The organism is Paenibacillus sp. FSL H7-0940 (genome assembly GCF_037979415.1).
In the GTDB taxonomy this organism is placed as follows: domain Bacteria; phylum Bacillota; class Bacilli; order Paenibacillales; family Paenibacillaceae; genus Paenibacillus; species Paenibacillus amylolyticus.
The window spans coordinates 127,153-151,379 of the sequence record NZ_CP150280.1 but is presented as its reverse complement, the minus strand read 5'-3'; the positions used below and the strand labels follow the sequence as shown (position 1 = coordinate 151,379).

At 47.7% G+C, this 24,227-nt stretch carries 19 protein-coding genes, 9 tRNA genes, 3 rRNA genes and 1 other annotated feature; all 31 genes read right to left on the bottom strand.

Annotated features, from left to right (window positions below):
* Positions 1–33: 33 nt before the first annotated feature.
* The 31 genes from ruvB to MHB71_RS00585 all read right to left on the bottom strand — a co-directional run bounded on the left by ruvB (position 34) and on the right by MHB71_RS00585 (position 24,128).
* A complete protein-coding gene (gene ruvB, locus MHB71_RS00735; protein ID WP_340028533.1) occupies positions 34–1,044 on the bottom strand; it encodes a Holliday junction branch migration DNA helicase RuvB in 1,011 nt (336 codons plus the stop codon).
* 55 nt (positions 1,045–1,099) lie between these two features.
* On the bottom strand, positions 1,100–1,714 hold the full coding sequence (gene ruvA, locus MHB71_RS00730) for a Holliday junction branch migration protein RuvA (protein ID WP_036616866.1): 615 nt from the start codon (positions 1,712–1,714) through the stop codon (positions 1,100–1,102).
* Complete coding sequence (gene ruvC / locus MHB71_RS00725) at positions 1,711–2,214, bottom strand: crossover junction endodeoxyribonuclease RuvC (RefSeq protein WP_076252971.1); 504 nt, start codon at positions 2,212–2,214, stop codon at positions 1,711–1,713. Before ruvC ends, ruvA begins: the two co-directional genes overlap by 4 nt.
* Before the next feature lie 306 nt (positions 2,215–2,520).
* Positions 2,521–3,213, bottom strand: coding sequence for a BofC C-terminal domain-containing protein (locus tag MHB71_RS00720; protein WP_076320342.1), 693 nt, complete (start codon positions 3,211–3,213; stop codon positions 2,521–2,523).
* A gap of 202 nt (positions 3,214–3,415) precedes the next feature.
* Positions 3,416–3,489 (bottom strand) — tRNA-Pro (locus MHB71_RS00715).
* A 7-nt stretch (positions 3,490–3,496) separates the two neighbouring features.
* Positions 3,497–3,575: transfer RNA gene (locus MHB71_RS00710), tRNA-Leu, on the bottom strand.
* A gap of 16 nt (positions 3,576–3,591) precedes the next feature.
* Positions 3,592–3,668 (bottom strand) — tRNA-Arg (locus tag MHB71_RS00705).
* 6 nt (positions 3,669–3,674) lie between these two features.
* Positions 3,675–3,749 (bottom strand) — tRNA-Gly (locus MHB71_RS00700).
* Between the two features lie 23 nt (positions 3,750–3,772).
* Positions 3,773–3,850 (bottom strand) — tRNA-Asp (locus MHB71_RS00695).
* A 27-nt stretch (positions 3,851–3,877) separates the two neighbouring features.
* Positions 3,878–3,951, bottom strand: a tRNA-Met gene (locus tag MHB71_RS00690).
* A 17-nt stretch (positions 3,952–3,968) separates the two neighbouring features.
* Positions 3,969–4,044: transfer RNA gene (locus tag MHB71_RS00685), tRNA-Val, on the bottom strand.
* Positions 4,045–4,050: 6 nt separating this feature from the next.
* A tRNA-Glu gene (locus MHB71_RS00680) sits at positions 4,051–4,122 on the bottom strand.
* 4 nt (positions 4,123–4,126) lie between these two features.
* Positions 4,127–4,202 (bottom strand) — tRNA-Asn (locus tag MHB71_RS00675).
* 83 nt (positions 4,203–4,285) lie between these two features.
* Positions 4,286–4,402, bottom strand: a 5S ribosomal RNA gene (rrf, locus tag MHB71_RS00670).
* A gap of 78 nt (positions 4,403–4,480) precedes the next feature.
* Positions 4,481–7,406, bottom strand: a 23S ribosomal RNA gene (locus tag MHB71_RS00665).
* Between the two features lie 311 nt (positions 7,407–7,717).
* A 16S ribosomal RNA gene (locus MHB71_RS00660) occupies positions 7,718–9,270 on the bottom strand.
* Together the 16S, 23S and 5S rRNA genes with 9 tRNA genes alongside form the textbook arrangement of a ribosomal RNA operon.
* 546 nt (positions 9,271–9,816) lie before the next feature.
* Positions 9,817–11,445 carry a LysM peptidoglycan-binding domain-containing protein gene (locus tag MHB71_RS00655; RefSeq protein ID WP_340028532.1) on the bottom strand — a complete coding sequence of 543 codons (1,629 nt, stop codon included), beginning with the start codon at positions 11,443–11,445 and terminating at the stop codon, positions 9,817–9,819.
* 195 nt (positions 11,446–11,640) lie between these two features.
* Positions 11,641–12,525 (bottom strand): branched-chain-amino-acid transaminase, encoded by an 885-nt coding sequence (gene ilvE, locus MHB71_RS00650; RefSeq protein WP_017692630.1) that lies wholly within the window; start codon positions 12,523–12,525, stop codon positions 11,641–11,643.
* 144 nt (positions 12,526–12,669) lie between these two features.
* Positions 12,670–13,545, bottom strand: coding sequence for a prephenate dehydratase (gene pheA, locus MHB71_RS00645; RefSeq protein WP_340028531.1), 876 nt, complete (start codon positions 13,543–13,545; stop codon positions 12,670–12,672).
* A complete protein-coding gene (gene thrB / locus MHB71_RS00640; RefSeq protein WP_340028530.1) occupies positions 13,542–14,510 on the bottom strand; it encodes a homoserine kinase in 969 nt (322 codons plus the stop codon). The genes pheA and thrB overlap by 4 nt, the downstream gene beginning before the upstream one ends.
* Positions 14,507–15,577 (bottom strand): threonine synthase, encoded by a 1,071-nt coding sequence (thrC, locus tag MHB71_RS00635; RefSeq protein ID WP_036673546.1) that lies wholly within the window; start codon positions 15,575–15,577, stop codon positions 14,507–14,509. The genes thrB and thrC overlap by 4 nt, the downstream gene beginning before the upstream one ends.
* A gap of 115 nt (positions 15,578–15,692) precedes the next feature.
* Entirely contained in the window at positions 15,693–16,979 is a 1,287-nt protein-coding gene (locus MHB71_RS00630; RefSeq protein WP_017692626.1) for a homoserine dehydrogenase, read from the bottom strand.
* Between the two features lie 58 nt (positions 16,980–17,037).
* Positions 17,038–17,475: an ACT domain-containing protein gene (locus MHB71_RS00625; RefSeq protein WP_017692625.1), complete on the bottom strand. Its 438-nt coding sequence runs from the start codon at positions 17,473–17,475 to the stop codon at positions 17,038–17,040.
* A 229-nt stretch (positions 17,476–17,704) separates the two neighbouring features.
* On the bottom strand, positions 17,705–19,015 hold the full coding sequence (gene obgE, locus MHB71_RS00620) for a GTPase ObgE (RefSeq protein WP_036673545.1): 1,311 nt from the start codon (positions 19,013–19,015) through the stop codon (positions 17,705–17,707).
* Between the two features lie 17 nt (positions 19,016–19,032).
* Complete coding sequence (locus MHB71_RS00615) at positions 19,033–19,830, bottom strand: Spo0B domain-containing protein (RefSeq protein WP_235193928.1); 798 nt, start codon at positions 19,828–19,830, stop codon at positions 19,033–19,035.
* A gap of 90 nt (positions 19,831–19,920) precedes the next feature.
* A complete protein-coding gene (gene rpmA / locus MHB71_RS00610; protein WP_017692622.1) occupies positions 19,921–20,232 on the bottom strand; it encodes a 50S ribosomal protein L27 in 312 nt (103 codons plus the stop codon).
* Between the two features lie 23 nt (positions 20,233–20,255).
* Positions 20,256–20,585, bottom strand: a complete 330-nt coding sequence (locus tag MHB71_RS00605; RefSeq protein WP_036605912.1) for a ribosomal-processing cysteine protease Prp — start codon at positions 20,583–20,585, stop codon at positions 20,256–20,258.
* A 14-nt stretch (positions 20,586–20,599) separates the two neighbouring features.
* Positions 20,600–20,911 carry a 50S ribosomal protein L21 gene (gene rplU, locus MHB71_RS00600; protein WP_017692620.1) on the bottom strand — a complete coding sequence of 104 codons (312 nt, stop codon included), beginning with the start codon at positions 20,909–20,911 and terminating at the stop codon, positions 20,600–20,602.
* A gap of 14 nt (positions 20,912–20,925) precedes the next feature.
* Positions 20,926–21,010 (bottom strand) — a sequence feature (ribosomal protein L21 leader region).
* 56 nt (positions 21,011–21,066) lie between these two features.
* The gene (locus MHB71_RS00595; protein WP_036605911.1) at positions 21,067–22,317 is read right to left on the bottom strand and encodes an Rne/Rng family ribonuclease; all 1,251 of its coding nucleotides are present in this window, start codon (positions 22,315–22,317) and stop codon (positions 21,067–21,069) included.
* Positions 22,318–22,423: 106 nt separating this feature from the next.
* A complete protein-coding gene (locus MHB71_RS00590; protein WP_076329937.1) occupies positions 22,424–23,284 on the bottom strand; it encodes a M50 family metallopeptidase in 861 nt (286 codons plus the stop codon).
* A complete protein-coding gene (locus tag MHB71_RS00585) occupies positions 23,277–24,128 on the bottom strand; it encodes a M23 family metallopeptidase (RefSeq protein WP_076320302.1) in 852 nt (283 codons plus the stop codon). Before MHB71_RS00585 ends, MHB71_RS00590 begins: the two co-directional genes overlap by 8 nt.
* Between the last annotated feature and the right edge of the window lie 99 nt (positions 24,129–24,227).

The following is a 24,227-nucleotide window of genomic DNA, read 5'->3' as shown; positions in this document are numbered from 1 at the left end:
GAACGTTCAAATGAGCATGTTCAACAGATTCGATTATTTCCCATCTCTTGGTGGAACAGGAAGATCCAAATGATGATAGGCGAGATCTGTTACGATCCTGCCCCTTGGTGTACGCTGAATCATACCAATCTGAAGCAGATACGGCTCATAGACATCCTCGATCGTCTGACTTTCTTCACCGATTGTAGCAGCAATTGTATCCAATCCTACGGGACCTCCCCGGAAGCTGTTGATCATCGATTTGAGCATCTTATGGTCAATGTCATCCAGGCCACGTGGATCAATCTGGAGACGTTGCAGCGCTTCTTCCGCCAGTGTCTGCGTTATAATCCCATCACCACGTACCTGTGCAAAGTCGCGTACTCGTTTTAACAAACGGTTGGCGATCCTTGGTGTCCCACGTGAGCGCAATGCAATCTCTTGCGCAGCATCTCCCACAATCTCTACACCCAAAATTTCGGTAGAGCGTGAGACGATATAAGCCAACTCATCAACCGTATAGAATTCCAAGCGACTTATAACACCAAATCGATCTCGAAGTGGAGCAGACAGCAATCCAGCACGCGTTGTAGCCCCAATCAGAGTGAATGGTGGCAGATCCAGCCGAACGGAACGTGCACTTGGACCTTTACCAATCATAATATCCAATGCCGAATCTTCCATAGCAGGGTACATGACTTCTTCAACCGTACGATGCAAACGATGAATCTCATCAATAAACAGGACATCGCCTTCCTGCAGATTGGTTAACAATGCTGCAAGATCACCCGGGCGTTCAATGGCCGGGCCTGACGTAGTTCGTAAATTAACGCCCAATTCGTTGGCAATAATGTTGGCAAGTGTTGTTTTACCCAGTCCGGGTGGTCCATATAACAAAACGTGATCCAATGCCTCATTACGGAATTTAGCAGCTTCAATATATATCTTTAAATTTTCCTTCACCTGATTCTGCCCGATATACTCATTCAGATACCGGGGACGAAGACTCAACTCAACATTTTGGTCCTCCATCATCAGGTTCGCTGAAATAATCCGGTCATCCATGTTCATCCCTACCTTTTTTTGCAGGCTACAGCTATATTATAATATGCAATTTGTATTATCCCGTAAACAGCATTTGCAGCGCCTTTTTCATCAACACATCAACGGAATCTGCTGTAGTAACATCCTTTTTCAATTTGAGCCATACTTTATCAAGCTCACTGTCAGTATACCCAAGTGCCTTGAGACCTTCACGTGCCTCATCCCAGGCTGAACCACTTCCCGACTCTTCCGATGGAGGAGCGAACAACCCTGTTGCATACGCTGCCGCGCCAAAACTATCCAGCTTATCCTTGAGATCCAGAATCATGCGTTGTGCAGTCTTCTTGCCGATGCCTGGCAATTTGGTCAAGAACGTAAGATTCTCCTGATAAATCGCCGTAACCACATGTTCTGGTGTACCTCCAGCGAGTATGCCCAGAGCAACTTTTGGACCAATACCGGATACTTCAATCAGTTTACGGAACAAACGCTGCTCATCCCGTGTAACAAATCCAAACAGCAACATCGCATCCTCACGCACATGATGGTGAGTGTACACGGTAATTTCGCCTTCTTGCTTCGCAAACGCAAATGGATTTGGACAGAATACGCGATACCCTACACCATGAACATCCAGCACAATATAATCATTCTCTACATGAATGAACTGTCCTCTTAGAAAATCAATCATTTTCGCAATACCTCATTCAACTTGGAATTTAATGTATAAGAGTGTGCATGGCACACGGCTACAGCCAATGCATCCGCTACGTCATCTGGTTTAGGAATGACCTGAAGACGCAAAAACATTTTGACCATCTCCTGTACTTGCTTCTTCTCTGCTTTACCGTACCCCACAACAGCCTGCTTGATCTGCATTGGCGTATACTCTGCAATAGGCAAACCCTTCTGTGCGGCAGCGAGTACCATAACGCCTCTCGCCTGACTGACAGACATTGCTGTTGTAACGTTCCGATTGAAAAAAAGTTTCTCCAGCGCTACTGCGTCCGGTTTGTATTTATCAATCAATTGCACCATACCTTCATATACATGAAGCAACCGTTCCTCTTCAGGGGTATGAGCTTCCGTCTGAATACATCCATATTGTACGGGTACCACCTTACTGCCGATTTTATCCACAAAACCAAAACCAACAATCGCAATCCCCGGGTCAATTCCCAAAAAACGCAAAACCATCTCTCCCTCACAAAAGCGAACATATGTATCGTTCATTTCATTATAACAAAAGATAGACCCTGCGGCAGGAAAAACTTTGTCTAACTGATTACTCGTCTTTATTCGCGAATTTTTTACATGTTTATTCGTATTTTCAACTATTTTAGTTTAAACGACAAAAAGGACATCTCTTCGATGTCCTTCATCACATTCCACGTATTTTAGATTCAATCGCTTGGTTACGTAAACCACCAATGTTATTGCTTGCCACCATCGTTTTAGTACTTCACAATTTTAATACCATAGGTGAGGACGTTTGGATTACCCGCCATTACGGATTAAATGATGGTCTTCATCCACGGCATAGTCACTGAACGTAGAGATCACGCTATCATACTCATCTTTGTCCTGAATCCGAATACCCTGCTGCAATTGCTCGAGCACCCCTTCAGGCAAAGAACTTTCCAACGTTCCAACATCCAATTGAAAGAACGTACGAATAACCTTCTCTTCTGCTGGCTTACCCTCGTACAAATTAAGGTTCCCTACAGCATCTATGCTGATATAAGCCTGCTGTTTACAAAGCGGTGAAAGGTCATCTACACGTTGCTTCAGATGCAACTCATCTGATGTTCCAACGGTAGCATCCCATTCCGGATGTTGAGCTAGTAACATCTTCAACTGCGGTCTAGCCATCTTGCCTAACTGCTCTGTCTCCACTCCGCAGATGTACTGTGTTTCCAAAACCACACTTGTTAAATGATCCGGATCAGAATCAAGTTGCTCTACTAACGCCTGAATCTCCTGTTCAGATCTTGTTTCCTGCGTAACAGGCCCCATCACACTGGTTGCCTCACTAAAATTAGTTGTCAGCAAACGCTCTATCGCCGATGAGATAGACAACCCGCTGTAAGCCAATATCGTAACTGCAAGCAGAGCCGCCGTCATCCATACTGTTCGTTTCCACCGTCTCCAGCGTCTCTTGAATTGTTTTCTGAAGTTAAACGTGTTCACATGAACCCCTTCTATCACTTTTTAAACCTATTGTGACCTAAAGATTGAGGCTTTATGCACAATTAACTTGTTGTCTGAAGAAGGAACACGCATGTGTTAGCTTAGAGAATTTGTCATAGTTAATATCGAACCTGCATTTATAGAATCTTATATAGATAAATATAAAAAAACACTATCTAATTATAGATAGTGTTTTTAGAGATCGGGATGACACGATTTGAACATGCGACCCCCTGGTCCCAAACCAGGTGCTCTACCAAGCTGAGCTACATCCCGTTATATATACCGGCGAGAGGACTCGAACCTCCACGGTTTCCCACTCGATTTTGAGTCGAGCGCGTCTGCCATTCCGCCACGCCGGCAAATTTGAAGTTATAATGGCGCGCCCTGAGAGATTCGAACTCCCGGCCTTTTGATTCGTAGTCAAACGCTCTATCCAGCTGAGCTAAGGGCGCAAATATTGGAGCGGAAGACGGGAATCGAACCCGCGACCCTCGCCTTGGCAAGGCGATGCTCTACCGCTGAGCCACTTCCGCACACGGTATTATTAATATAAAAATGGCGGAACCGACGGGATTCGAACCCGCGATCTCCTGCGTGACAGGCAGGCATGTTAGGCCAACTACACCACGGTTCCAGATCACTTTCTCAAAGGAAAGTATAATTGCGGGGGCAGGATTTGAACCTGCGGCCTTCGGGTTATGAGCCCGACGAGCTACCGGGCTGCTCCACCCCGCGTCGTTATAAAGTTTATATGGTGGAGGCTGAGGGGATCGAACCCCCGACCCTCTGCTTGTAAGGCAGATGCTCTCCCAGCTGAGCTAAGCCTCCATAATATGACCCGTAGGGGATTCGAACCCCTGTTACCTCCGTGAAAGGGAGGTGTCTTAACCCCTTGACCAACGGGCCCTAATGGCTCCCCGAACAGGGCTCGAACCTGTGACAACTCGATTAACAGTCGAGTGCTCTACCAACTGAGCTATCAGGGAATATATGCATTTGCACTGCAAATGCAATTCATCGTACAACATCAACATGCAGAGCCTGTTTTCTATGTATGATGAAAGAGTTCGCTTGGCGGCGTCCTACTCTCCCAGGACCCTGCGGTCCAAGTACCATCGGCGCTAGAGGGCTTAACGGTCGTGTTCGGGATGGGTACGTGTGGAACCCCTCCGCCATCGCCACCAAACGCATAGCATAGCTTACATTCAGAGATCGTTCTCTGAAAACTAGATTCGAAACGAAACACGCGAATTACAACTTGCTATTGGATAAGCCCTCGACCGATTAGTACTGGTCAGCTCCATGCATTGCTGCACTTCCACCCCCAGCCTATCTACCTCGTCGTCTTCAAGGGGTCTTACATACTGGGAAATCTCATCTTGAGGGGGGCTTCACGCTTAGATGCTTTCAGCGTTTATCCCGTCCGTACATAGCTACCCAGCGGTGCTCCTGGCGGAACAACTGGTACACCAGCGGTACGTCCATCCCGGTCCTCTCGTACTAAGGACAGCTCCTCTCAAATTTCCTACGCCCACGACAGATAGGGACCGAACTGTCTCACGACGTTCTGAACCCAGCTCGCGTACCGCTTTAATGGGCGAACAGCCCAACCCTTGGGACCTACTTCAGCCCCAGGATGCGATGAGCCGACATCGAGGTGCCAAACCTCCCCGTCGATGTGGACTCTTGGGGGAGATAAGCCTGTTATCCCCAGGGTAGCTTTTATCCGTTGAGCGATGGCCCTTCCATGCGGTACCACCGGATCACTAAGCCCGACTTTCGTCCCTGCTCGACTTGTAGGTCTCGCAGTCAAGCTCCCTTATGCCTTTGCACTCTTCGAATGATTTCCAACCATTCTGAGGGAACCTTTGGGCGCCTCCGTTACTCTTTAGGAGGCGACCGCCCCAGTCAAACTGCCCACCTGACACTGTCCCCGCACCGGATTACGGTACCAGGTTAGAACCTAGATACGATCAGGGTGGTATCCCAACGTTGCCTCCACGCAAGCTGGCGCTCACGTTTCAAAGGCTCCCACCTATCCTGTACAGATCGTACCCAAATTCAATATCAAGCTGCAGTAAAGCTCCATGGGGTCTTTCCGTCTTGTCGCGGGTAACCTGCATCTTCACAGGTATTAAAATTTCACCGGATCTCTCGTTGAGACAGCGCCCAAGTCGTTACGCCATTCGTGCGGGTCAGAATTTACCTGACAAGGAATTTCGCTACCTTAGGACCGTTATAGTTACGGCCGCCGTTTACTGGGGCTTCGGTTCACAGCTTCGGATTGCTCCTAACCACTCCCCTTAACCTTCCAGCACCGGGCAGGCGTCAGCCCGTATACTTCGCCTTACGGCTTCGCACAGACCTGTGTTTTTGCTAAACAGTCGCTTGGGCCTTTTCACTGCGGCCCCCTCGTGCTATTCACACTACCGGGGCACCCCTTCTCCCGAAGTTACGGGGTCATTTTGCCGAGTTCCTTAACGAGAGTTCTTCCGCGCGCCTTAGAATACTCTTCTCGCCTACCTGTGTCGGTTTGCGGTACGGGCACCATCACCTGGCTAGAGGCTTTTCTTGGCAGTGTGAGATCATGACCTTCGCTACTATAATTTTCGCTCCCCATCACAGCTCAGCCTTACAATGTGCGGATTTGCCTACACATCAGCCTTACTGCTTAGACGGACATCCATCAGTCCGCGTCACTACCCTACTGCGTCCCCCCATTGCTCATAACGGCTTACGGTGGTACAGGAATTTCGACCTGTTGTCCTTCGACTACGCCTTTCGGCCTCGCCTTAGGTCCCGACTTACCCTGAGCGGACGAGCCTTCCTCAGGAACCCTTAGGCTTTCGGCGGATCAGATTCTCACTGATCTTTTCGTTACTCATACCGGCATTCTCACTTGTATAATGTCCAGCGCTCCTTACGGTACACCTTCAACCCTTATACAACGCTCCCCTACCCCTGATGCAAAGCATCAAGCCATAGCTTCGGTGGTGTGTTTAGCCCCGTTACATTTTCGGCGCAGAGTCACTCGACCAGTGAGCTATTACGCACTCTTTCAATGATGGCTGCTTCTAAGCCAACATCCTGGTTGTCTGTGCAACTCCACATCCTTTCCCACTTAACACACACTTGGGGACCTTAGCTGATGGTCTGGGCTGTTTCCCTTTTGACAATGGATCTTAGCACTCACTGTCTGACTCCCGGAAGTAAGTCTATGGCATTCGGAGTTTGACTGAGCTTGGTAACCCTTGCGGGCCCCGCACCCAATCAGTGCTCTACCTCCACGACTCTGTTTTCCGAGGCTAGCCCTAAAGCTATTTCGGGGAGAACCAGCTATCTCCGAGTTCGATTGGAATTTCTCCGCTACCCCCACCTCATCCCCGCATTTTTCAACATGCGTGGGTTCGGGCCTCCAGTGCGTGTTACCGCACCTTCACCCTGGACAGGGGTAGATCACCCGGTTTCGGGTCTACGTCCACGTACTAAGTCGCCCTATTCAGACTCGCTTTCGCTGCGGCTCCGGCTCTTCACCTTAACCTTGCACGGGAACGTAACTCGCCGGTTCATTCTACAAAAGGCACGCCATCACCCCTAAAACGGGCTCTGACTTTTTGTAAGCACACGGTTTCAGGTTCTATTTCACTCCCCTTCCGGGGTGCTTTTCACCTTTCCCTCACGGTACTGCTTCACTATCGGTCGCTAGGAAGTATTTAGCCTTGGCAGATGGTCCTGCCGGATTCATACGGGGTTTCACGTGCCCCGCACTACTCGGGATCCGTCTCGGAGGGAACAGACTTTCAACTACAGGGCTTTTACCTTCTTTGGCGGGCCTTTCCAGACCTCTTCGCTTAACCGGTTCCTTTGTAACTCCATGTGAGACGTCCCACAACCCCAAAGAGCAAGCTCTTTGGTTTGGGCTTCTCCGCGTTCGCTCGCCGCTACTGACGGAATCACTATTGTTTTCTCTTCCTCAGGGTACTTAGATGTTTCAGTTCCCCTGGTATGCCTCTGCATAACCTATGTATTCAGTTATGAGTAACTGGAAATTACCCCAGCTGGGTTTCCCCATTCGGACACCCCCGGATCAAAGCTTGCTTACAGCTCCCCGAGGCAGTTTCGTTGTTCGCCACGTCCTTCATCGGCTCCTAGCGCCTAGGCATCCTCCGTGTGCTCTTAGTAGCTTAACCATTTTGTTCCGGTTTCGGTCGCTCGCTTCCCTTGTTTTGCTTGCGCAAAGCCAAAAGTCGCTCTCACCCGATACCCTCACAAAAGCAATTTGACTACCGTTTTTATTGAAACTTGTTTAACACAAGTTCAGCTAAAAAGGAATGTTCTAATTCGCGTTTGTTTCGTTTCGATATCTAGTTTTCAAAGAACAAGCTCCATGCAAAAGCAAGCTGTTTTGAGAGTTTGAGCTCTCAAAACCGAACAACGAGTGAGTGTTTTGCAGCTAAGCTGCGTATTTGAATGTTTCCACTCGGGAAACGATTCTCCATAGAAAGGAGGTGATCCAGCCGCACCTTCCGATACGGCTACCTTGTTACGACTTCACCCCAATCATCTATCCCACCTTCGGCGGCTGGCTCCTTGCGGTTACCCCACCGACTTCGGGTGTTATAAACTCTCGTGGTGTGACGGGCGGTGTGTACAAGACCCGGGAACGTATTCACCGCGGCATGCTGATCCGCGATTACTAGCAATTCCGACTTCATGCAGGCGAGTTGCAGCCTGCAATCCGAACTGAGACCGGCTTTGTTGGGATTGGCTCCATCTCGCGATTTCGCAGCCCGTTGTACCGGCCATTGTAGTACGTGTGTAGCCCAGGTCATAAGGGGCATGATGATTTGACGTCATCCCCACCTTCCTCCGGTTTGTCACCGGCAGTCTATCTAGAGTGCCCATCCGAAATGCTGGCAACTAAATATAAGGGTTGCGCTCGTTGCGGGACTTAACCCAACATCTCACGACACGAGCTGACGACAACCATGCACCACCTGTCTCCTCTGTCCCGAAGGAAAGATACATCTCTGCATCGATCAGAGGGATGTCAAGACCTGGTAAGGTTCTTCGCGTTGCTTCGAATTAAACCACATACTCCACTGCTTGTGCGGGTCCCCGTCAATTCCTTTGAGTTTCAGTCTTGCGACCGTACTCCCCAGGCGGAGTGCTTAATGTGTTAACTTCGGCACCAAGGGTATCGAAACCCCTAACACCTAGCACTCATCGTTTACGGCGTGGACTACCAGGGTATCTAATCCTGTTTGCTCCCCACGCTTTCGCGCCTCAGCGTCAGTTACAGCCCAGAGAGTCGCCTTCGCCACTGGTGTTCCTCCACATATCTACGCATTTCACCGCTACACGTGGAATTCCACTCTCCTCTTCTGCACTCAAGTCACCCAGTTTCCAGTGCGATCCGGGGTTGAGCCCCGGGATTAAACACCAGACTTAAATGACCGCCTGCGCGCGCTTTACGCCCAATAATTCCGGACAACGCTTGCCCCCTACGTATTACCGCGGCTGCTGGCACGTAGTTAGCCGGGGCTTTCTTCTCAGGTACCGTCACCTTGAGAGCAGTTACTCTCCCAAGCGTTCTTCCCTGGCAACAGAGCTTTACGATCCGAAAACCTTCATCACTCACGCGGCATTGCTCCGTCAGGCTTTCGCCCATTGCGGAAGATTCCCTACTGCTGCCTCCCGTAGGAGTCTGGGCCGTGTCTCAGTCCCAGTGTGGCCGATCACCCTCTCAGGTCGGCTACGCATCGTCGCCTTGGTGAGCCGTTACCTCACCAACTAGCTAATGCGCCGCAGGCCCATCCCCAAGTGACAGATTGCTCCGTCTTTCCAGTTCTCTTCAGGCGAAGAAAACAATTATTCGGTATTAGCTACCGTTTCCGGTAGTTGTCCCAAACTTGAGGGCAGGTTGCCTACGTGTTACTCACCCGTCCGCCGCTAAGTATCAAGGAAGCAAGCTTCCTATCAACTCCGCTCGACTTGCATGTATTAGGCATGCCGCCAGCGTTCGTCCTGAGCCAGGATCAAACTCTCCAATAAAGTATTGAAAAGAGCGATAAGCTCATTTTGAATCTGACGAGATTAAAAATCTCATTTGTGCTCCAGCCGATTCAAGCCAAGGCTTGTCTCAAACTTTCGCGTTCATTCTGCAAGCAGAATGTTTACTCACTCGTTGTTCAGTTTTCAAAGATCAAACTTGTTTCGTTATCTCTTGTGTTTCCCGTGTCAGCACTGTGTTTCAGCGGCGACTTAAATAATATATCATACGGCTGAATGTAATGCAACAGTTTTTTTCATTTCTTTTCTTTAGTAGTTTTACATTAGCTAAGGCCATCATATCCGTACCCTATCTTGTCCTATCATATTAGGTCATGCTCATAGGGTACAAATATTTTAACACATTTATGAAAGGGTGTACAATAACTTCTTAATAAAATGCTTTCTATTATTTCCTGAGCAACTATATCTCCGTTATGTGCAACTCAATGTTCACTCAAGTAAGCGGGAAGCCAGCTCTCTATTACAGAGCTGGCTTCCCGCTTATATAACAGGTCCCTCACTTATTCATCAATCACAATCCCCAGGTTAGTTCTGTATCCATGGATTACGACGCTTTTTATCGGATTTCCGTTGGTTGGAAGTAGCTGCACCCTCTCTGGATGTTTTCCCGGACACGGATACCTTGGATTTATTCTTCAGAGGAGCCTTGCTTGTTCTGCGTTTTGCAGCGGCCGGCTTACTCCCTGCTTGCTTGGACTTCCCTTCCGAATCTGATCCAACCTCTTCAATTGCTACCTGACTTAAGTTAGCGTCTTCACGCCCCCCTTTTTTGCCACCCTTACCTTGCCCCTGAGGAGGATACATTTCACCAAATGCTCCAAGCGGGGACGGCGGGACCATGTTCTGAGTAGGGTACGGATTCTGATAAGCATACTCAATAGGCTGGTTTGGCATCGTTGATGTGGACATTTCAGGCGGCATACCGTACGAAGGACCGTACATATTCCAAGCCGGATCCTGATAACCATGAGAAGGATAAGTATACTGAGGCATAGGTGTATGTGAGCCACATCCGCATGGAGGGTACGGAAGCATTGAGTATGGAGATATGAAAGGCGGCTGATGATTCATATGACTAGGTGCTGCATACGTTGGGAATGGACTATTCACTTCGCCAGCTGGCGCAATCGGAAATGAGTTGTTTTGCATTTCTGCGGACAGATTCGGCATAACGTTATTGTGGTTATAACCCTGCTCCGCGCCAGTCCACGGACTGTTAGGCAGATCACTGCCACCATAGGGACTAACTTCCGGAATCCCTGGAAACGACGCATTGTTACTCGCTCCTGCCGTGTACATGTCTTGCTGAGCACCATACACCTCTTGTACAGGAACCGGGATTTGAACATAAGGGTGCTCGGCTGGCGCATGATGCAACTTATTACCACAACCACAAGGCTTTTTCGTTGCTGGTGCAACCTCAGTTGGAGACTTTGTGTTAGGCATTACAGGCAAAGGCATAATTTCAGGCGAAAGATTAGGCATTGTGTATTTCTTGGATTCTGCTACCGGTTTTACATAAACTTCGGGTTTAACCTCTTCTTTTTTATGCGTTTCCTTTTCGGGTTTCACTTCAGGAAGCTCCGGTAACTGCGGCAGTACCTCCAGTTCAGGCTTCACATTCGGCTTCTCCGTATTGGCTGGTGGTGGAGCAGGCACCGGGACAGGAACAGGAACCTCTGCTACCGGAGCAGGGGGAGTTGGCGCTACTGGAGCCGGTGGTTCCGGTTCTTTGACTCCCGTGTATTCCTTACCCTCAGGTGACATCTTTTCATGAGCAGCAATGTTACCGGCACCCGAATTAGATGTGCTGTTTCCTTGTGCGTGCATAGATGGAATATAAACTGTCTCCCCCACCAGCAGAGCGTTCGGATTTTTCAACTGTGGATTGGCATTGACCATATCTTTTAAAGGAACTCCCCAGGCTTGTGCCAACTTCCATAACGAATCTCCTTGCTGCACCTTGTGACTGTGGAGCACACCCTCCGGTTTCGGTGTTACTGGCTCTGCAGGGATTTTGACCTTCATGCCAATATCCAGCTTGTCGGGATTTGTGATTTGCGGATTAGCCGCGATCAATTTGTCCAGCGCTACATTGTATTTTTGGGACAGCAGATATAATGTGTCGCCTTTTTTCACCATGTGTATTTTCACAGGGAACTAACCTCCTAGACGTCATACTTGGGCAGTACATTCGCCCATACCGTTACTACATCCTATGCAGAAACCGGGCTAATGACATCAACTAAACAAAAAAAATCCTCCTGTCTCTAAAATCCCCATACACCAGGTATGCAAAATTTTATCGGACAAGGAGGATTCCTGTTCCCTATGTTATGCAATTCTAACTTAAGATTCCCACACTTTATATCCATCTTTGTCAACAATCTGACGGAATGCTTCCAGCAGTCTCAGCGTTACCGGACCTGCTACTCCCGTGCCAATTGTTCTTCCATCGACTTCATATGCAGCGATAACTTCTGCAGCTGTCCCGGTGAAAAAGACTTCGTCTGCGATATACACATCATGCAGGGTGAATGGCACTTCTTTTAATTCAAGCTCCAGTTCGCCACATAGATCGATAATCGCTTGACGTGTAATCCCTTCAAGCGCTCCGAGATAACAAGGCGGCGTGTACACTACACCATTTTTGATGATGAAGATGTTATCACTTGAACCCTCAGTAACGTAACCTTGGGAATTCAGCATAATTGCTTCACCAGCACCTGAATAGTTAGACTGGATTTTAACCAGAATGTTATTCAGATAGTTCAATGATTTAATTTTTGGATTCAATGCGTCCGGAATGTTCCGGCGTTGGGATACCGACACGGCTTTCAATCCAGTAAGATACGCTTCCTCCGGATAGATCGCTAATTGCTCCACTATGATGATTACGGATGCCTTAGGGCAACGTAACGGGTCCAACCCCAGATTACCAGGGCCACGCGATACAATAAGACGAATATAACCATTACGCATATCATTGCGGCGCACCGTTTCAGCCATGACTTCCAGCATCTCATCAATGGACAGCGGAATGTTCAAACTAATGGATTTTGCCGAATCATACAAACGATCCAAGTGGGCCTTACATCTGAAAATATTTCCGTTATAGATCCGAATACCTTCGAAAATCCCGTCTCCATACAAAAATCCATGATCATACACCGAAACAGTTGCGTTCTCCTTGGTCACATACTGACCATCCAAATAGATCCATTGTTCTGCCACTGATGACTGCACCTCCATAAAATATCCATTCCCTTTACTCCGTAACGTTATTAACCCGTCCATTGTACACCAAATGACAAGCTATTACTCGCTCATTCTACCCCGACTTATGACAACCTTCTAACATTCCCAAACACCATCAGGTCAATATCTCGAAGGATATGTATAACAAGGATAGCTACCCAGAACACGCACCTGACAATTCAACGCTTCAATCTCTGCCATGGCTGCGGTAAGCAATACCGAATCGACCGTTTCCACAACATCAATGTAAAAATAGTAACTGCCCAATCGTTTCTTCGTTGGACGAGATTCGAGACGGGTCAAGTTCAGCTTCCGCCAAGCAAAAGCTGACAGTACCTGATGCAACGCACCCGGTGCATCTTCTGGCAACGTCACCAGCAAGCTGGTTTTTACATGATCCGATTCACGTGGAATGTTCACAGGTTCATGGCCAATGAGCACAAAACGAGTGTAGTTGTTGTCATGATCTGTAACCCGTTCAGCCATAATGTCCAGACCATGCTTCTGAGCAGCAAGTTTGGTACCAATCGCTACCCAGCCCTTACCTGGATTTTTTTTCACAATTTCTACAGCTTCGGCTGTACTGTTCACACCTTCAAGATCCGCCCCGGGTGAATGCAACCGAATAAAATTCTGACACTGCGGAATAGCCACAGGGTGAGACATAATCTTGGTGATTCTACCAAAGTCATAATCGCCACTCTCTGTCTTAAATTCCGAACCATGTCCAATCACATTCTGGATGGATGGGTATACCCACTCCGCTTGCATTGGAATATCCACTTCATTTACAAGCCAGTCCATATGAAGACTAACGGAACCCTCAATGGTATTTTCAATCGGAATGACACTGTATTGTGCATTCCCGCTATCCGTTGCTCTAAACACATCCGAAATCAGCTTGGAATGAAGCAAATCTAATGGTTCCCCGTTGAAAAGGAAATCAATTGCCTCATGAGAGACTGAGCCTTCAGGTAATACTGCAATTCGTTTCATGCATTAACTTCCCCTTTGATTCTGTCCAGAAAAGGACGTTCGTCTTGATCAGGCAGCACGGTTACACCGTCCAAATCCGGATCGAGCCACAGTGCAGAAGCAGATATGCCCTCCCGCTCCATAGTGTCCAGCAAATATTGTTCCAATCCCGCTTTCCGGGTGTCATGACGATCTACCAAAGTCAATACGGTCGGGCCAGCTCCGCTCAAGGCAGCTCCCAACGCTCCATGATCAACAGCATGTTCCAATATCTCAGCCATGCCTGGCACCAATGATGCCCGATATGGTTGGTGAATTCGATCTGACATCGCCTTCTGAATCATATCCAGTCGTCCACTCGCCAAAGCGGCAACAAGCAGTGAAGATCTGCTAATGTTATACACCACATCAGACATGCCAAATTGCTCTGGAATTACATTCCTTGCTTTTGAAGTAGACAGCTGGAATTCAGGTACAATAACCAAAGCCTGCAGATCCTGGTGTGGTTCAATACGTATATGATCTACCTGTTGACCATTCCATACAGCCGTAATAATACCGCCATACAGAGATGCTCCCACATTATCAGGATGCTTCTCGAGGGATGTGGCCATATCCAGAAGCTTCGCATCGGATAAAGGAGAACCAATTAATGCATTCGCTGCTGCCAATGCACCAACGATGGCTGATGCACTGCTCCCGAGTCCCCGCGTAAGCGGAATATCGGAATACATGGAAATCTCCAATTCAGGGATGGATACCCCAGCTTCATTGAATACCATCTGTGCCACTTCGTAAATCAAATTCGATTTATCTGTTGGCAGGCCTGTCAAATGATTGCCGTGAAGATGAAATGACGTCTGCTCGGCAGGTTTCATTTCCAACCAGGCATACAAAGACAATGCCATGCCCAGAGTATCAAACCCCGGACCGAGATTGGCTGTGCTTGCAGGTATTTTTACGGTTACCTTTTCACGCAAACTCATACAGATTGCTGCTCCAGTTGTGCAATAGCCGCCATTACTGCTTCTTCCGTATCTTCAACAACAAGTGGCTCAGTCGCTACTGTTTTGATCGCAATATTAGGATCTTTCAGGCCATTACCTGTCAGTACACAAACGACAGTCTCTCCGCCTTTAAAGTACCCTTCACTCTTCAGTTTGTATACACCGGCAAGGGAAGCCGCAGAAGCAGGTTCAGCAAAGATTCCTTCCCGAGAAGCAAGTGTACGATACGCTGTCAGAATTTGTTCATCCGTTACATAGTTGATCTGTCCACCAGATTCCTCAGCTGCAGCTACCGCCGTTTTCCAGCTCGCCGGATTACCGATTCGAATTGCTGTTGCTACCGTTTCAGGTTCAAGGATCGGCTCACCTTTGACAATGGCCATCGCACCTTCTGCTTCGAAACCAACCATACGTGGAAGCGTGCTGGACTTGCCTGCCTCTTTATATTCTTTGAAACCTTTCCAATAAGCCGAGATATTACCCGCATTACCGACTGGAATAGCCAGAACGTCAGGCGCTTCGCCAAGTTGTTCAATTACTTCAAACGCTGCTGTCTTCTGTCCTTCAATCCGGAACGGATTCACAGAGTTTACAAGCGTGATCGGATGTTTGGCTGTGATCTCACGCACAATCTCCAGTGCACGGTCAAAGTTACCATTAATCGCGATCACCTTAGCTCCATAGATCATGGCTTGGGCCAGTTTACCCAGTGCAATGTTGTTATTCGGGATCAGTACGATACAATTGAGGCCACCACGTGCGGCGTAGGCCGCTGCAGCTGCTGACGTATTACCTGTGGATGCACACATGATCGTACGGCTGCCCTCTTCCATAGCTTTGGCAACAGCCATAACCATACCGCGGTCTTTGAAAGATCCAGTAGGGTTCAAACCTTCGTATTTGAAGTAAACATTCAAACCGAGTTCCTCAGACAGATTCTCTGCATGAATCAACGGTGTATTTCCTTCCTGAAGCGTAAGCAGGGGTGTATTTTCATTAACTGGAAGGTGCTCTCTGTACGTTTGCAAAAGTCCTTGATATCTCATTGTGGGTAAACTCCTTTATGTTTTAATAATCTGAAATGATGACCTGTTGAACCGGATATGATTAACTTGTACGTTATAACTGAAATAATTGAGATGCCGTATGGGATAAGGACAATTATCCTTCGACCCGGTAGACACTCTTAATGCGGCGAATGACGCTGAGTGATTCAAAATGTTTTAACACTTTATCCATGCTTGCCTTACTTGCATTATGTGTAACGATAATGATCTCGGCATCCGGGTTGTGCTCATTCGGCTGTTGAACAACCGACGCCAGACTGACATCATATTCTGCGAAAATTTGTGTGATTTGTGCCAATACACCGGCTTTGTCGTCTACGTGTAGTAAAATAAAGTTTTTCGACACGATTTGCTCGTCGCTTTGTAGTCGCTTAATCTTATAAGGCACAATGGCTTTGAGACCGTTCACGCCAAGTTTAAGGTTTTTGGTAACCGCTACAATGTCAGCTACAACCGAAGTTGCCGTTGGGAGTTCTCCCGCACCCGCACCGTAGAACATCGTCTCACCTACAGCTTCACCGTGTACATATACTGCGTTGAACACACCGTTGACTGAAGCAATCGGGTGATTCTGTCTAACCATTGTCGGCTGAACGCTAATCGTGATCTCATCACCAATACGGTCCGCAATACCAAGTAACTTCATCTCATAGCCCAGTCTTTTGGCATACATAATGTCTTCACGAGTTACGGAGGATATCCCTTTAACGGTTACATCCTTCAACTCCACATTGGTACGGAAACCGAGTGTACTCAAGATCGCCATTTTGCGAGCTGCGTCAAGTCCCTCCACATCGGAAGTTGGATCCGATTCGGCATATCCCAGAGCCTGTGCTTCAGCCAGTACTTCTTCATAGGATGCACCTTCCTGACTCATTTTGGTCAGAATAAAGTTCGTTGTTCCGTTCACAATCCCCATAATGCGGGTAATCCGATCAGAAGAGAAACCTTCAATCAGCGTACGAATGATCGGAATCCCTCCAGCAACACTCGCCTCATAGAACACGTCACATTGTTTTTCCTGTGCCTTCGCCAAAATCTCTGTACCATGCAGTGCCATAAGATCTTTGTTTGCTGTTACGATATGTTTCCCACGTTCCAACGCTTCAAGAATATACTCCTTCGTCTGATCAATGCCGCCCATGACTTCAACGATGACATCAATATCCGGATGACGAATGACTTCCCAAGGATCTTCCGTAAGCTTGGCACGGTCTACAGCAATAACACGTTCTTTCTCTGTATTTTTCACTGCGATCTTCTCGATGACAATCGGCGATCCAACCTGACTGCTCAGATCCTCCTGATTCCCTTCCACAATGCGAACGACTCCCGTTCCGACAGTTCCCAGACCCAACAATCCGACTTTTACTGGTTTCACTAACGATCTACCCCCTAATGTCTATTCTTGTCCGTCAGTCCTGTATGTTAAAGCCTAATTACCCTTGGCCTACAATACGTGTACGTCTTACTCCAGGCATATCTTGCATTCGATCCAGCATTTCACCAATTTCGCCATGAAGATGTGTCGTTTCCACCGAAATGACAACATTGGCTCTTCCTTGAAGCGGGATACTCTGATTAATCGTGAGTACATTAGCTCCATAACCAGCTACATGTCCAAGCACACGAGACAAGATCCCCGACTGATGCTCCAGATCAATGGAGATCGTTACAATTCTCTCGCGCTCAAGCTGGTTGATCAGATGAATTCCATCTTTGTACTTGTAAAAGGCACTCCGGCTTAATCCGACCTGTTCAACCGCCTCATGCACTGTTTTAACATCACCAGAAGCCAGTAGTTCTTTTACCTGCATGGTCTTCACCACTGCCTCTGGTAAAATATCTTCCCGTACTAAGTAATAGCGTTCGTTCACAGAACGTCCTCTCCTCAAAGACTCATGTATTCATATAGTGGACATTATATAGGATCTATGACAAAAGGGCAATACATGACACGCCTATTTTTTGAAATACGTTCCTCACAGTATACAAGTTTATCCCTCTCCCATGTCAGGAAAAAACAAAAAAAACGCAGAGTTGCGGGTCAACTTCCCACTTCTCTGCGTTCCTATATCAATCTGTCTCTCCACGGAAGACGGCTACTTAGTAGTAACTGCTACCTTCCACGAATTCGAATTCAAAGTCTCCAATACGAACGATGGTGCCTTCTACAGCTCCGCGCTTACGCAACTCAGCATCCACACCCATATAACGCAGTGTACGTGCGAGTTTCAGTATAGCCTCGTGCGAGTTCAGTTGCATCCGTTTCATCATGCGGTCAATCTTGGCACTTTCGACAACGAACATTTCATTCTCACGCACAATTTTGAAACCATCGTCTTCTTTTTTGTCCAGACTGTATACTTTACGTTCAGATACATCTGCTACCTCTTCAACCACTCGCTCGTCTGGAGCCTGATCCAGCAGATCAGCTGCACGATACAGAAGTTCTTGAATCCCTTTACGAGTCAAGGATGAAATTGGCATCACTTCAATATCAGGTTGCACTTCACGAACTTGCTGTAAAAATTGCTCCAGGTTCGCTTCAGAGTCTGGCATATCCATCTTGTTAGCTGCTACAACTTGCGTTCTCTCGGCGAGAAGCGGATTGTACAACTTCAATTCGTCATTGATTTTCTGCCAGTCTTCAAAAGGATCGCGTCCTTCAGAACCCGACATATCTACGACATGAACAATAATCCGAGTACGCTCGACATGACGTAGGAACTCATGTCCCAGTCCGACACCTTCATGCGCACCTTCAATCAGTCCAGGCAAATCGGCCATAACGAAGCTTCGGCCTTCTCCTACACCGACTACACCCAGATTCGGTGTAATGGTTGTGAAATGGTATGCCCCGATCTTTGGCTTGGCTGACGAAACGACAGAAAGCAATGTAGATTTCCCGACACTCGGGAAACCAACCAGACCAACATCTGCCATAACTTTCAGTTCGAGTACGATGTAACGCTCTTGTCCTTCTTCACCGTTCTCGGCAAGTTCAGGTGCAGGATTGTTCGGTGTAGCAAATCGGATGTTACCCCGTCCGCCCCGACCACCACGAGCAATAACAACCTGTTGACCGTGACGTGTCATATCCGCCAGTACTTCTCCACTGTCTTCATCCAAGATGATAGTTCCTGGTGGAATGCGCACAATCATGTTCTCCGCGTTTGCACCATGCTGACTTTTGTTACGTCCCTTCTCACCACGTGGGGCCTTGAAGTGACGCTGGTAACGAAAATCCATCAACGTACGCAAACCTTCATCCACGCGGAAAATGATGTCAGCTCCTCTGCCTCCATCGCCCCCGGCAGGTCCGCCGTTTGGTACATACTTCTCACGACGGAACGAAATAATTCCGTCCCCTCCGTCTCCGGCTTTTACATAAATCTTCGCTTTATCTACAAACATTGGTTAACCCCTTCTTCCTATATTCCACACGGCATTCTGAATTGTATAAACGTATCCTCAGACGGAAACTGCTCCGTTCTGACTTTTTTTCCTTTGAGTACGGCAGTAAGCTGCCGCAGTGTTTCCGGATCGGGTGTTTGATCCCCATCCAGTCGGACAACCACATCTCCATGATCCTGTCCGAAGTTTAAGGTCAGTTTGCGAACCTCTCCCCAAGAAGACCGGCCGCCGCCATATTGATAGGCCCTGATTGCATCAGCAATCGCCCCGGTAAGTGACTCGCCATCCTCGGGAGAGACCAGAGCACTAAGCTGCAACTCATCTTCTATTTCCACATGCAAGTCCAGCGCAATTCCACTGGCGCGAAAAGATTGAAGATAAAATACGAGGGAAGGAATACCTAATCTGGAGATTCGGCTTTCTTCTGTAACCCGCTCTTTTATTCTTTCCACACATTGCAAGGATTTATCAAGTTTGCCCAGCCGAAGATATCCATATAACACCTGAAGGTCGTTCATCCAGTCGTGTCGATGATGATTTAATGAAGCAATTGCTGTCTTTTCCATGGATTGTATGATGGCTCTGCGTTCCGCCTCCGCCTGTTTCTTCATCGCATTCACAGAAATGAGCAATACTGCGACGGACCACAATGCGCACACGACGCTTGAGATCATCGCCGGATACAACATAACGAAAACCAAAGGAATCAGAAGTGAACATGCCGCAATCCACGGCACTCTTTTCCAAGATTTCATGGCTTCTCCCCGTTCTACAAAACTCGGTTGGTCTACACCCACCGTAACCAAGTATAACATGTCTCTTCTGCCAGTTCATTATCGAATAACCGTTGAATACAAAAAACCTTCGGCAAAAATGCCGAAGGCTCCTTAGGCGGAATGCCGATATTACGCTTCTACTGCTGCTGCTACAGGAGCAACATTAACAGGGTAGATGCTTACTTTTTTGCGATCGCGTCCCCAACGTTCGAATTTTACAACGCCGTCGATTTTCGCGAACAAAGTGTCATCTTTACCGATGCCAACGTTAGTTCCTGGGTGAATTTTCGTTCCGCGTTGGCGAACGAGAATGCTACCACCAGTTACAGTTTGACCATCAGCACGTTTAACACCCAGACGTTGAGCATTACTGTCACGTCCGTTCTTCGTGGAACCTACACCTTTTTTCGATGCGAATAACTGAAGATTTAATTTCAACATGATTGGTTGTCCTCCTTCTTTGCTTATTTGAATTGCTGTATTTTAATATACTTCCCGTATGACTCTGCAATATTAGAGAGCATAACCACCATGGATTCGAGTAACAATTGTACCTGGGACCAAGTTTCCCCTCTCTCTAACAAAGGTAAAGAACCACTTAAAAAGCCATTCTTCATCTTGGCATCCATTTCGACACCAGTCAATGTTTCAATCGAGTTCACCGTACCCACTGTAACAGCGGATACCCCGGCACATACGATGTCTTCTCCCCGCTTGGCAAAATTAGCATGCCCTTCAATGGAAAAACGTTCGATGTTCCCGTCCTCATCACGAAAGATTTGAACGATAATCACTTATCGCACCTTCTTTACGCTTTGATTGTTTCGATAGTTACTTTAGTGTACGGTTGACGGTGACCTTGCTTCACATGGTAGTTCTTTTTAGGTTTGTATTTGTATACGATAACCTTTTGTCCTTTGCCATGTTTCTCCACTTTAGCCGTTACAGTAGCTCCGGAAATCAATGGTGTACCTGCTGTCAAACCTTGATCGTTAGATACAGCCAGGACACGGTCGAACGTTACGCTTTCGCCATCGTTCGCAGTCAATTTCTCGATGAACAGAACATCGCCCTCTTGGACTTTGTACTGTTTGCCGCCTGTTTCAATAATTGCGTACATTTGCCTTGCACCTCCTCATGTCTCAGACTCGCCCGTTCTCAGGTGACAGTGTCCTTGCGGAACTGTTCTTATACCCGGCCAGTGCGGTTACAGCATGTGCAAGACCATTAGGCTAAACACATACTTGAAGATTATATCACGCAATATATCAAAAATCAATGCAAAGGTGAAATATATCTTTTTCCCGTACCATGACAGGAAGAACACGGCTCCACATAGGGCAACGTACTCTCTTCCCGCACTTTCTTACGGGTAAGTTCGAGCAAACCCAGCTTGGTCCAACCCATTACAAATGCTTTGGTCCGATCCTTCTTGAGCTCCCCCTCCAAGGTTGCTGCGACTTCATGCCGATTCGAGGCTTCCTCCATATCAATGAAGTCGACAATAATCATGCCACCGATATCCCGCAGGCGCATCAGACGGGCAATCTCCACTGCTGCCTGTATGTTGGTCTCTGTCACGGTCTCTTCCAGACTGTCACCGCCAGCTCCCGTATATTTACCCGTGTTCACATCCACTACAGTCAGAGCTTCGGTATGATCAATGACAATGTATCCGCCTCCGGGCAACCACACTTTCCGGGCAAAATCCTTATTCAACTGTTCCTGCACACCATAGGCAGCAAAGATGGATTCTGTTCCCCGATACACCTGTACTTTGGGTTGATGACCAGGACTAATCTCTTCGAGCAATGCTTTTACCTCACGGGCTTGTCCTTCACTATCAGTGATGACTTCGTCACTCCCTGGCGTATACACATCTCTGATGATTCGCTGTACCATGCTATGATCCCTATGCAAGAGGCTTGGTGAAGGCAAACTGTCCGCTTTTTCACGAATCAGATACCACTGCGCGCGTAATGTTTCCAAGTCCGACTTAATGGCTTCATGCTGCTCTTCTCCAGATACGGTCCGAATAATAAGTCCTTCTTCATCCCGCCTCAGTTGCTCCCCAAGTGCCTTAAGACGGGAACGATCCCCTTCACGGGCAATTTTCTTGGATACCGCTACATAGTCAGCAACAGGCATGTAGACAAGCCAACGGCCCGGGAGTGAATAATGAGTCGTCACCCGGGCTCCCTTGCCTCCTACCGGTTCTTTCAGAACCTGAACAATGACTTCCTGACCCGGACGAAGCAACTCCGAGATGGAAGGCTTCACCTTGGGCTGTTTCTCCAGATGGGGATGCAACACATCGTCCACATAGAGAAACGCATTCTTTTTCTGACCAATATCCACAAAAGCAGCTTGCATACCTGGTAACACATTCACGACCCGTCCCTTGAAAAAGGAACCCAGCAGTCCACGATCACGTGTACGCTCTGCCGTAAATTCCACAGCTTTGCCTTCTTCCAGAAGCGCCATTTGCATGAGGTTATGTTCATTATGTACTATCATTTGTTTCATGGCTTCACCTCTAGAAGACAATTCAAATCATCCACATCCATTTCAGTATCTTTTCAATTCTCATTGTACATATATTAACCCATTTCAGAACAGGTCCACCAGAACACTACAATTTATTACCATTTTGTTGAAAATAGGAACCGATAATCCGTTGCTCAGGCAATACGGCCATAATTCGACCCTGTCTGTTCATCACGTATACCATATGGTATCTTTCTCTCTTTAATAGACGCAAAATAGTGTCCAAAGGTTTCGCCGGGAATGAGATTATTGGCTGCGCCAAACTGCCAGTAGCCGCGTGACGAGCAAACGCACCCTCTCGATTCATCAGAAAACGAATAAAGCGATAGGGCACATTTCGGTAATCCGTTACGTTGGAATAGAACAAAAAAAGGCCGATTAACAGAATGTTGAGCGGTAGGCCGTAGTCTCCAGTAAACCATCGGCTGATAGCATATAAAATAACCCCTACGCTACACAGAATGCTAATTCTGTAAGTCCACATTAATGTTGTATAGTAGGGTGCCCACAGACTGACAAGTGCCTGAACAATTTTACCTCCGTCCAGAGGAAGTACAGGCAGCAGATTAAAGAGAGCAATGAGCAGGTTCCCCTGAATGATATAGTTGAGAAATACCGGATCGCCCAGATTGCCATACTGTAACAGCATAACCACGCCAACCATCAGGATGTTTTGTAATGGACCAGCGAGAGCAATCATGATTTCCCGGTAGGCCGTGATCGTACCTCCATCTTCAATAACCGCTACTCCTCCAAAAGGAAGCATCTGGATCGACAAGACACGATAGCCCAGAAGTGCCGCTGCCGCAGCATGTCCACATTCATGAATGAATACGATAGCAAACAACGTAATAAGTTCAATAAAATGTCCAGTCAGAAGGGAGGCCATCATGATAATTACAAAAAACGGATGAAACGTAATACGGACTCCCCACACCCTAATCAAGGGCAACAACTTCCGCCGGGTCTACGTACTCCTCCCCCTCTTTGACTGCAAAATAGAGCGTGGCCGGTTGTTCACCACCCGTAGCCTTAAGACTCCCCACTGGATTCCCCGCTTCCACCCAATCATTCACGCTCACTTCACTTTCGTTCAGCCGACCGTATATTGCCGTGACATTGCCTGTATGTTGGATGACAACTGTGAATCCACTTGCTGCATCTCCGATAACCTCCATTACACGCCCAGCATCAGAACTTGCGACCTGTATAAGTTCTGCACCTGCGGCATCCGGAACGATCTCAATTCCCTTCATGCTCAGCGCAAATGGCTGAACCACCGTGCCTGAGATCGGTTTGCCCAGCAACTGCCTTACTTTCAATCCGTTCACAGCATCCGTCGTATGTCCGAGGACCGGAAGAAACGAAGGCGTTCCTCCAAAATGCCGTTCATACCAAGCCGCTGCTGAGGCAAAATCCATATCCCGATGGAGTGCATCCGCAATTACTGTTTTGGGTGATGTCGTCCACGATGTATCCAACTGAAATAGACCCCATACTCCGCCAAATATCAAAGCGCTAATAACCGTCCGTTTGAGAAGTGACTTGAACAGGTTAAATCTCGAATGCCCCCCTGGAACGAAATGACCATTCTCTTTTTTCCACAACCATTCCGGATCTCTTTCCTGTGTCCCCTCACTAGGCGGCGTAAATGGTTTTGGGTGTATGATCTCATTCTTGTCCAACAGTGAACCTAATTTCTGCTCCTGTAAGACCTCCACAGTGGCACCATCCATCAGTCGCCGGATACGTTCTTCTCGTCTCTGCTTGATTCTGAGTTTCGTGTTCATGGAATGTCCTCCCGCCGAGGCTTGTTTACTACATCCTATGAAGAGGTGGTTGATAATATGAACAAGCCTGCCCGCAGGTAACAAAAAAAGCCGGGCTAT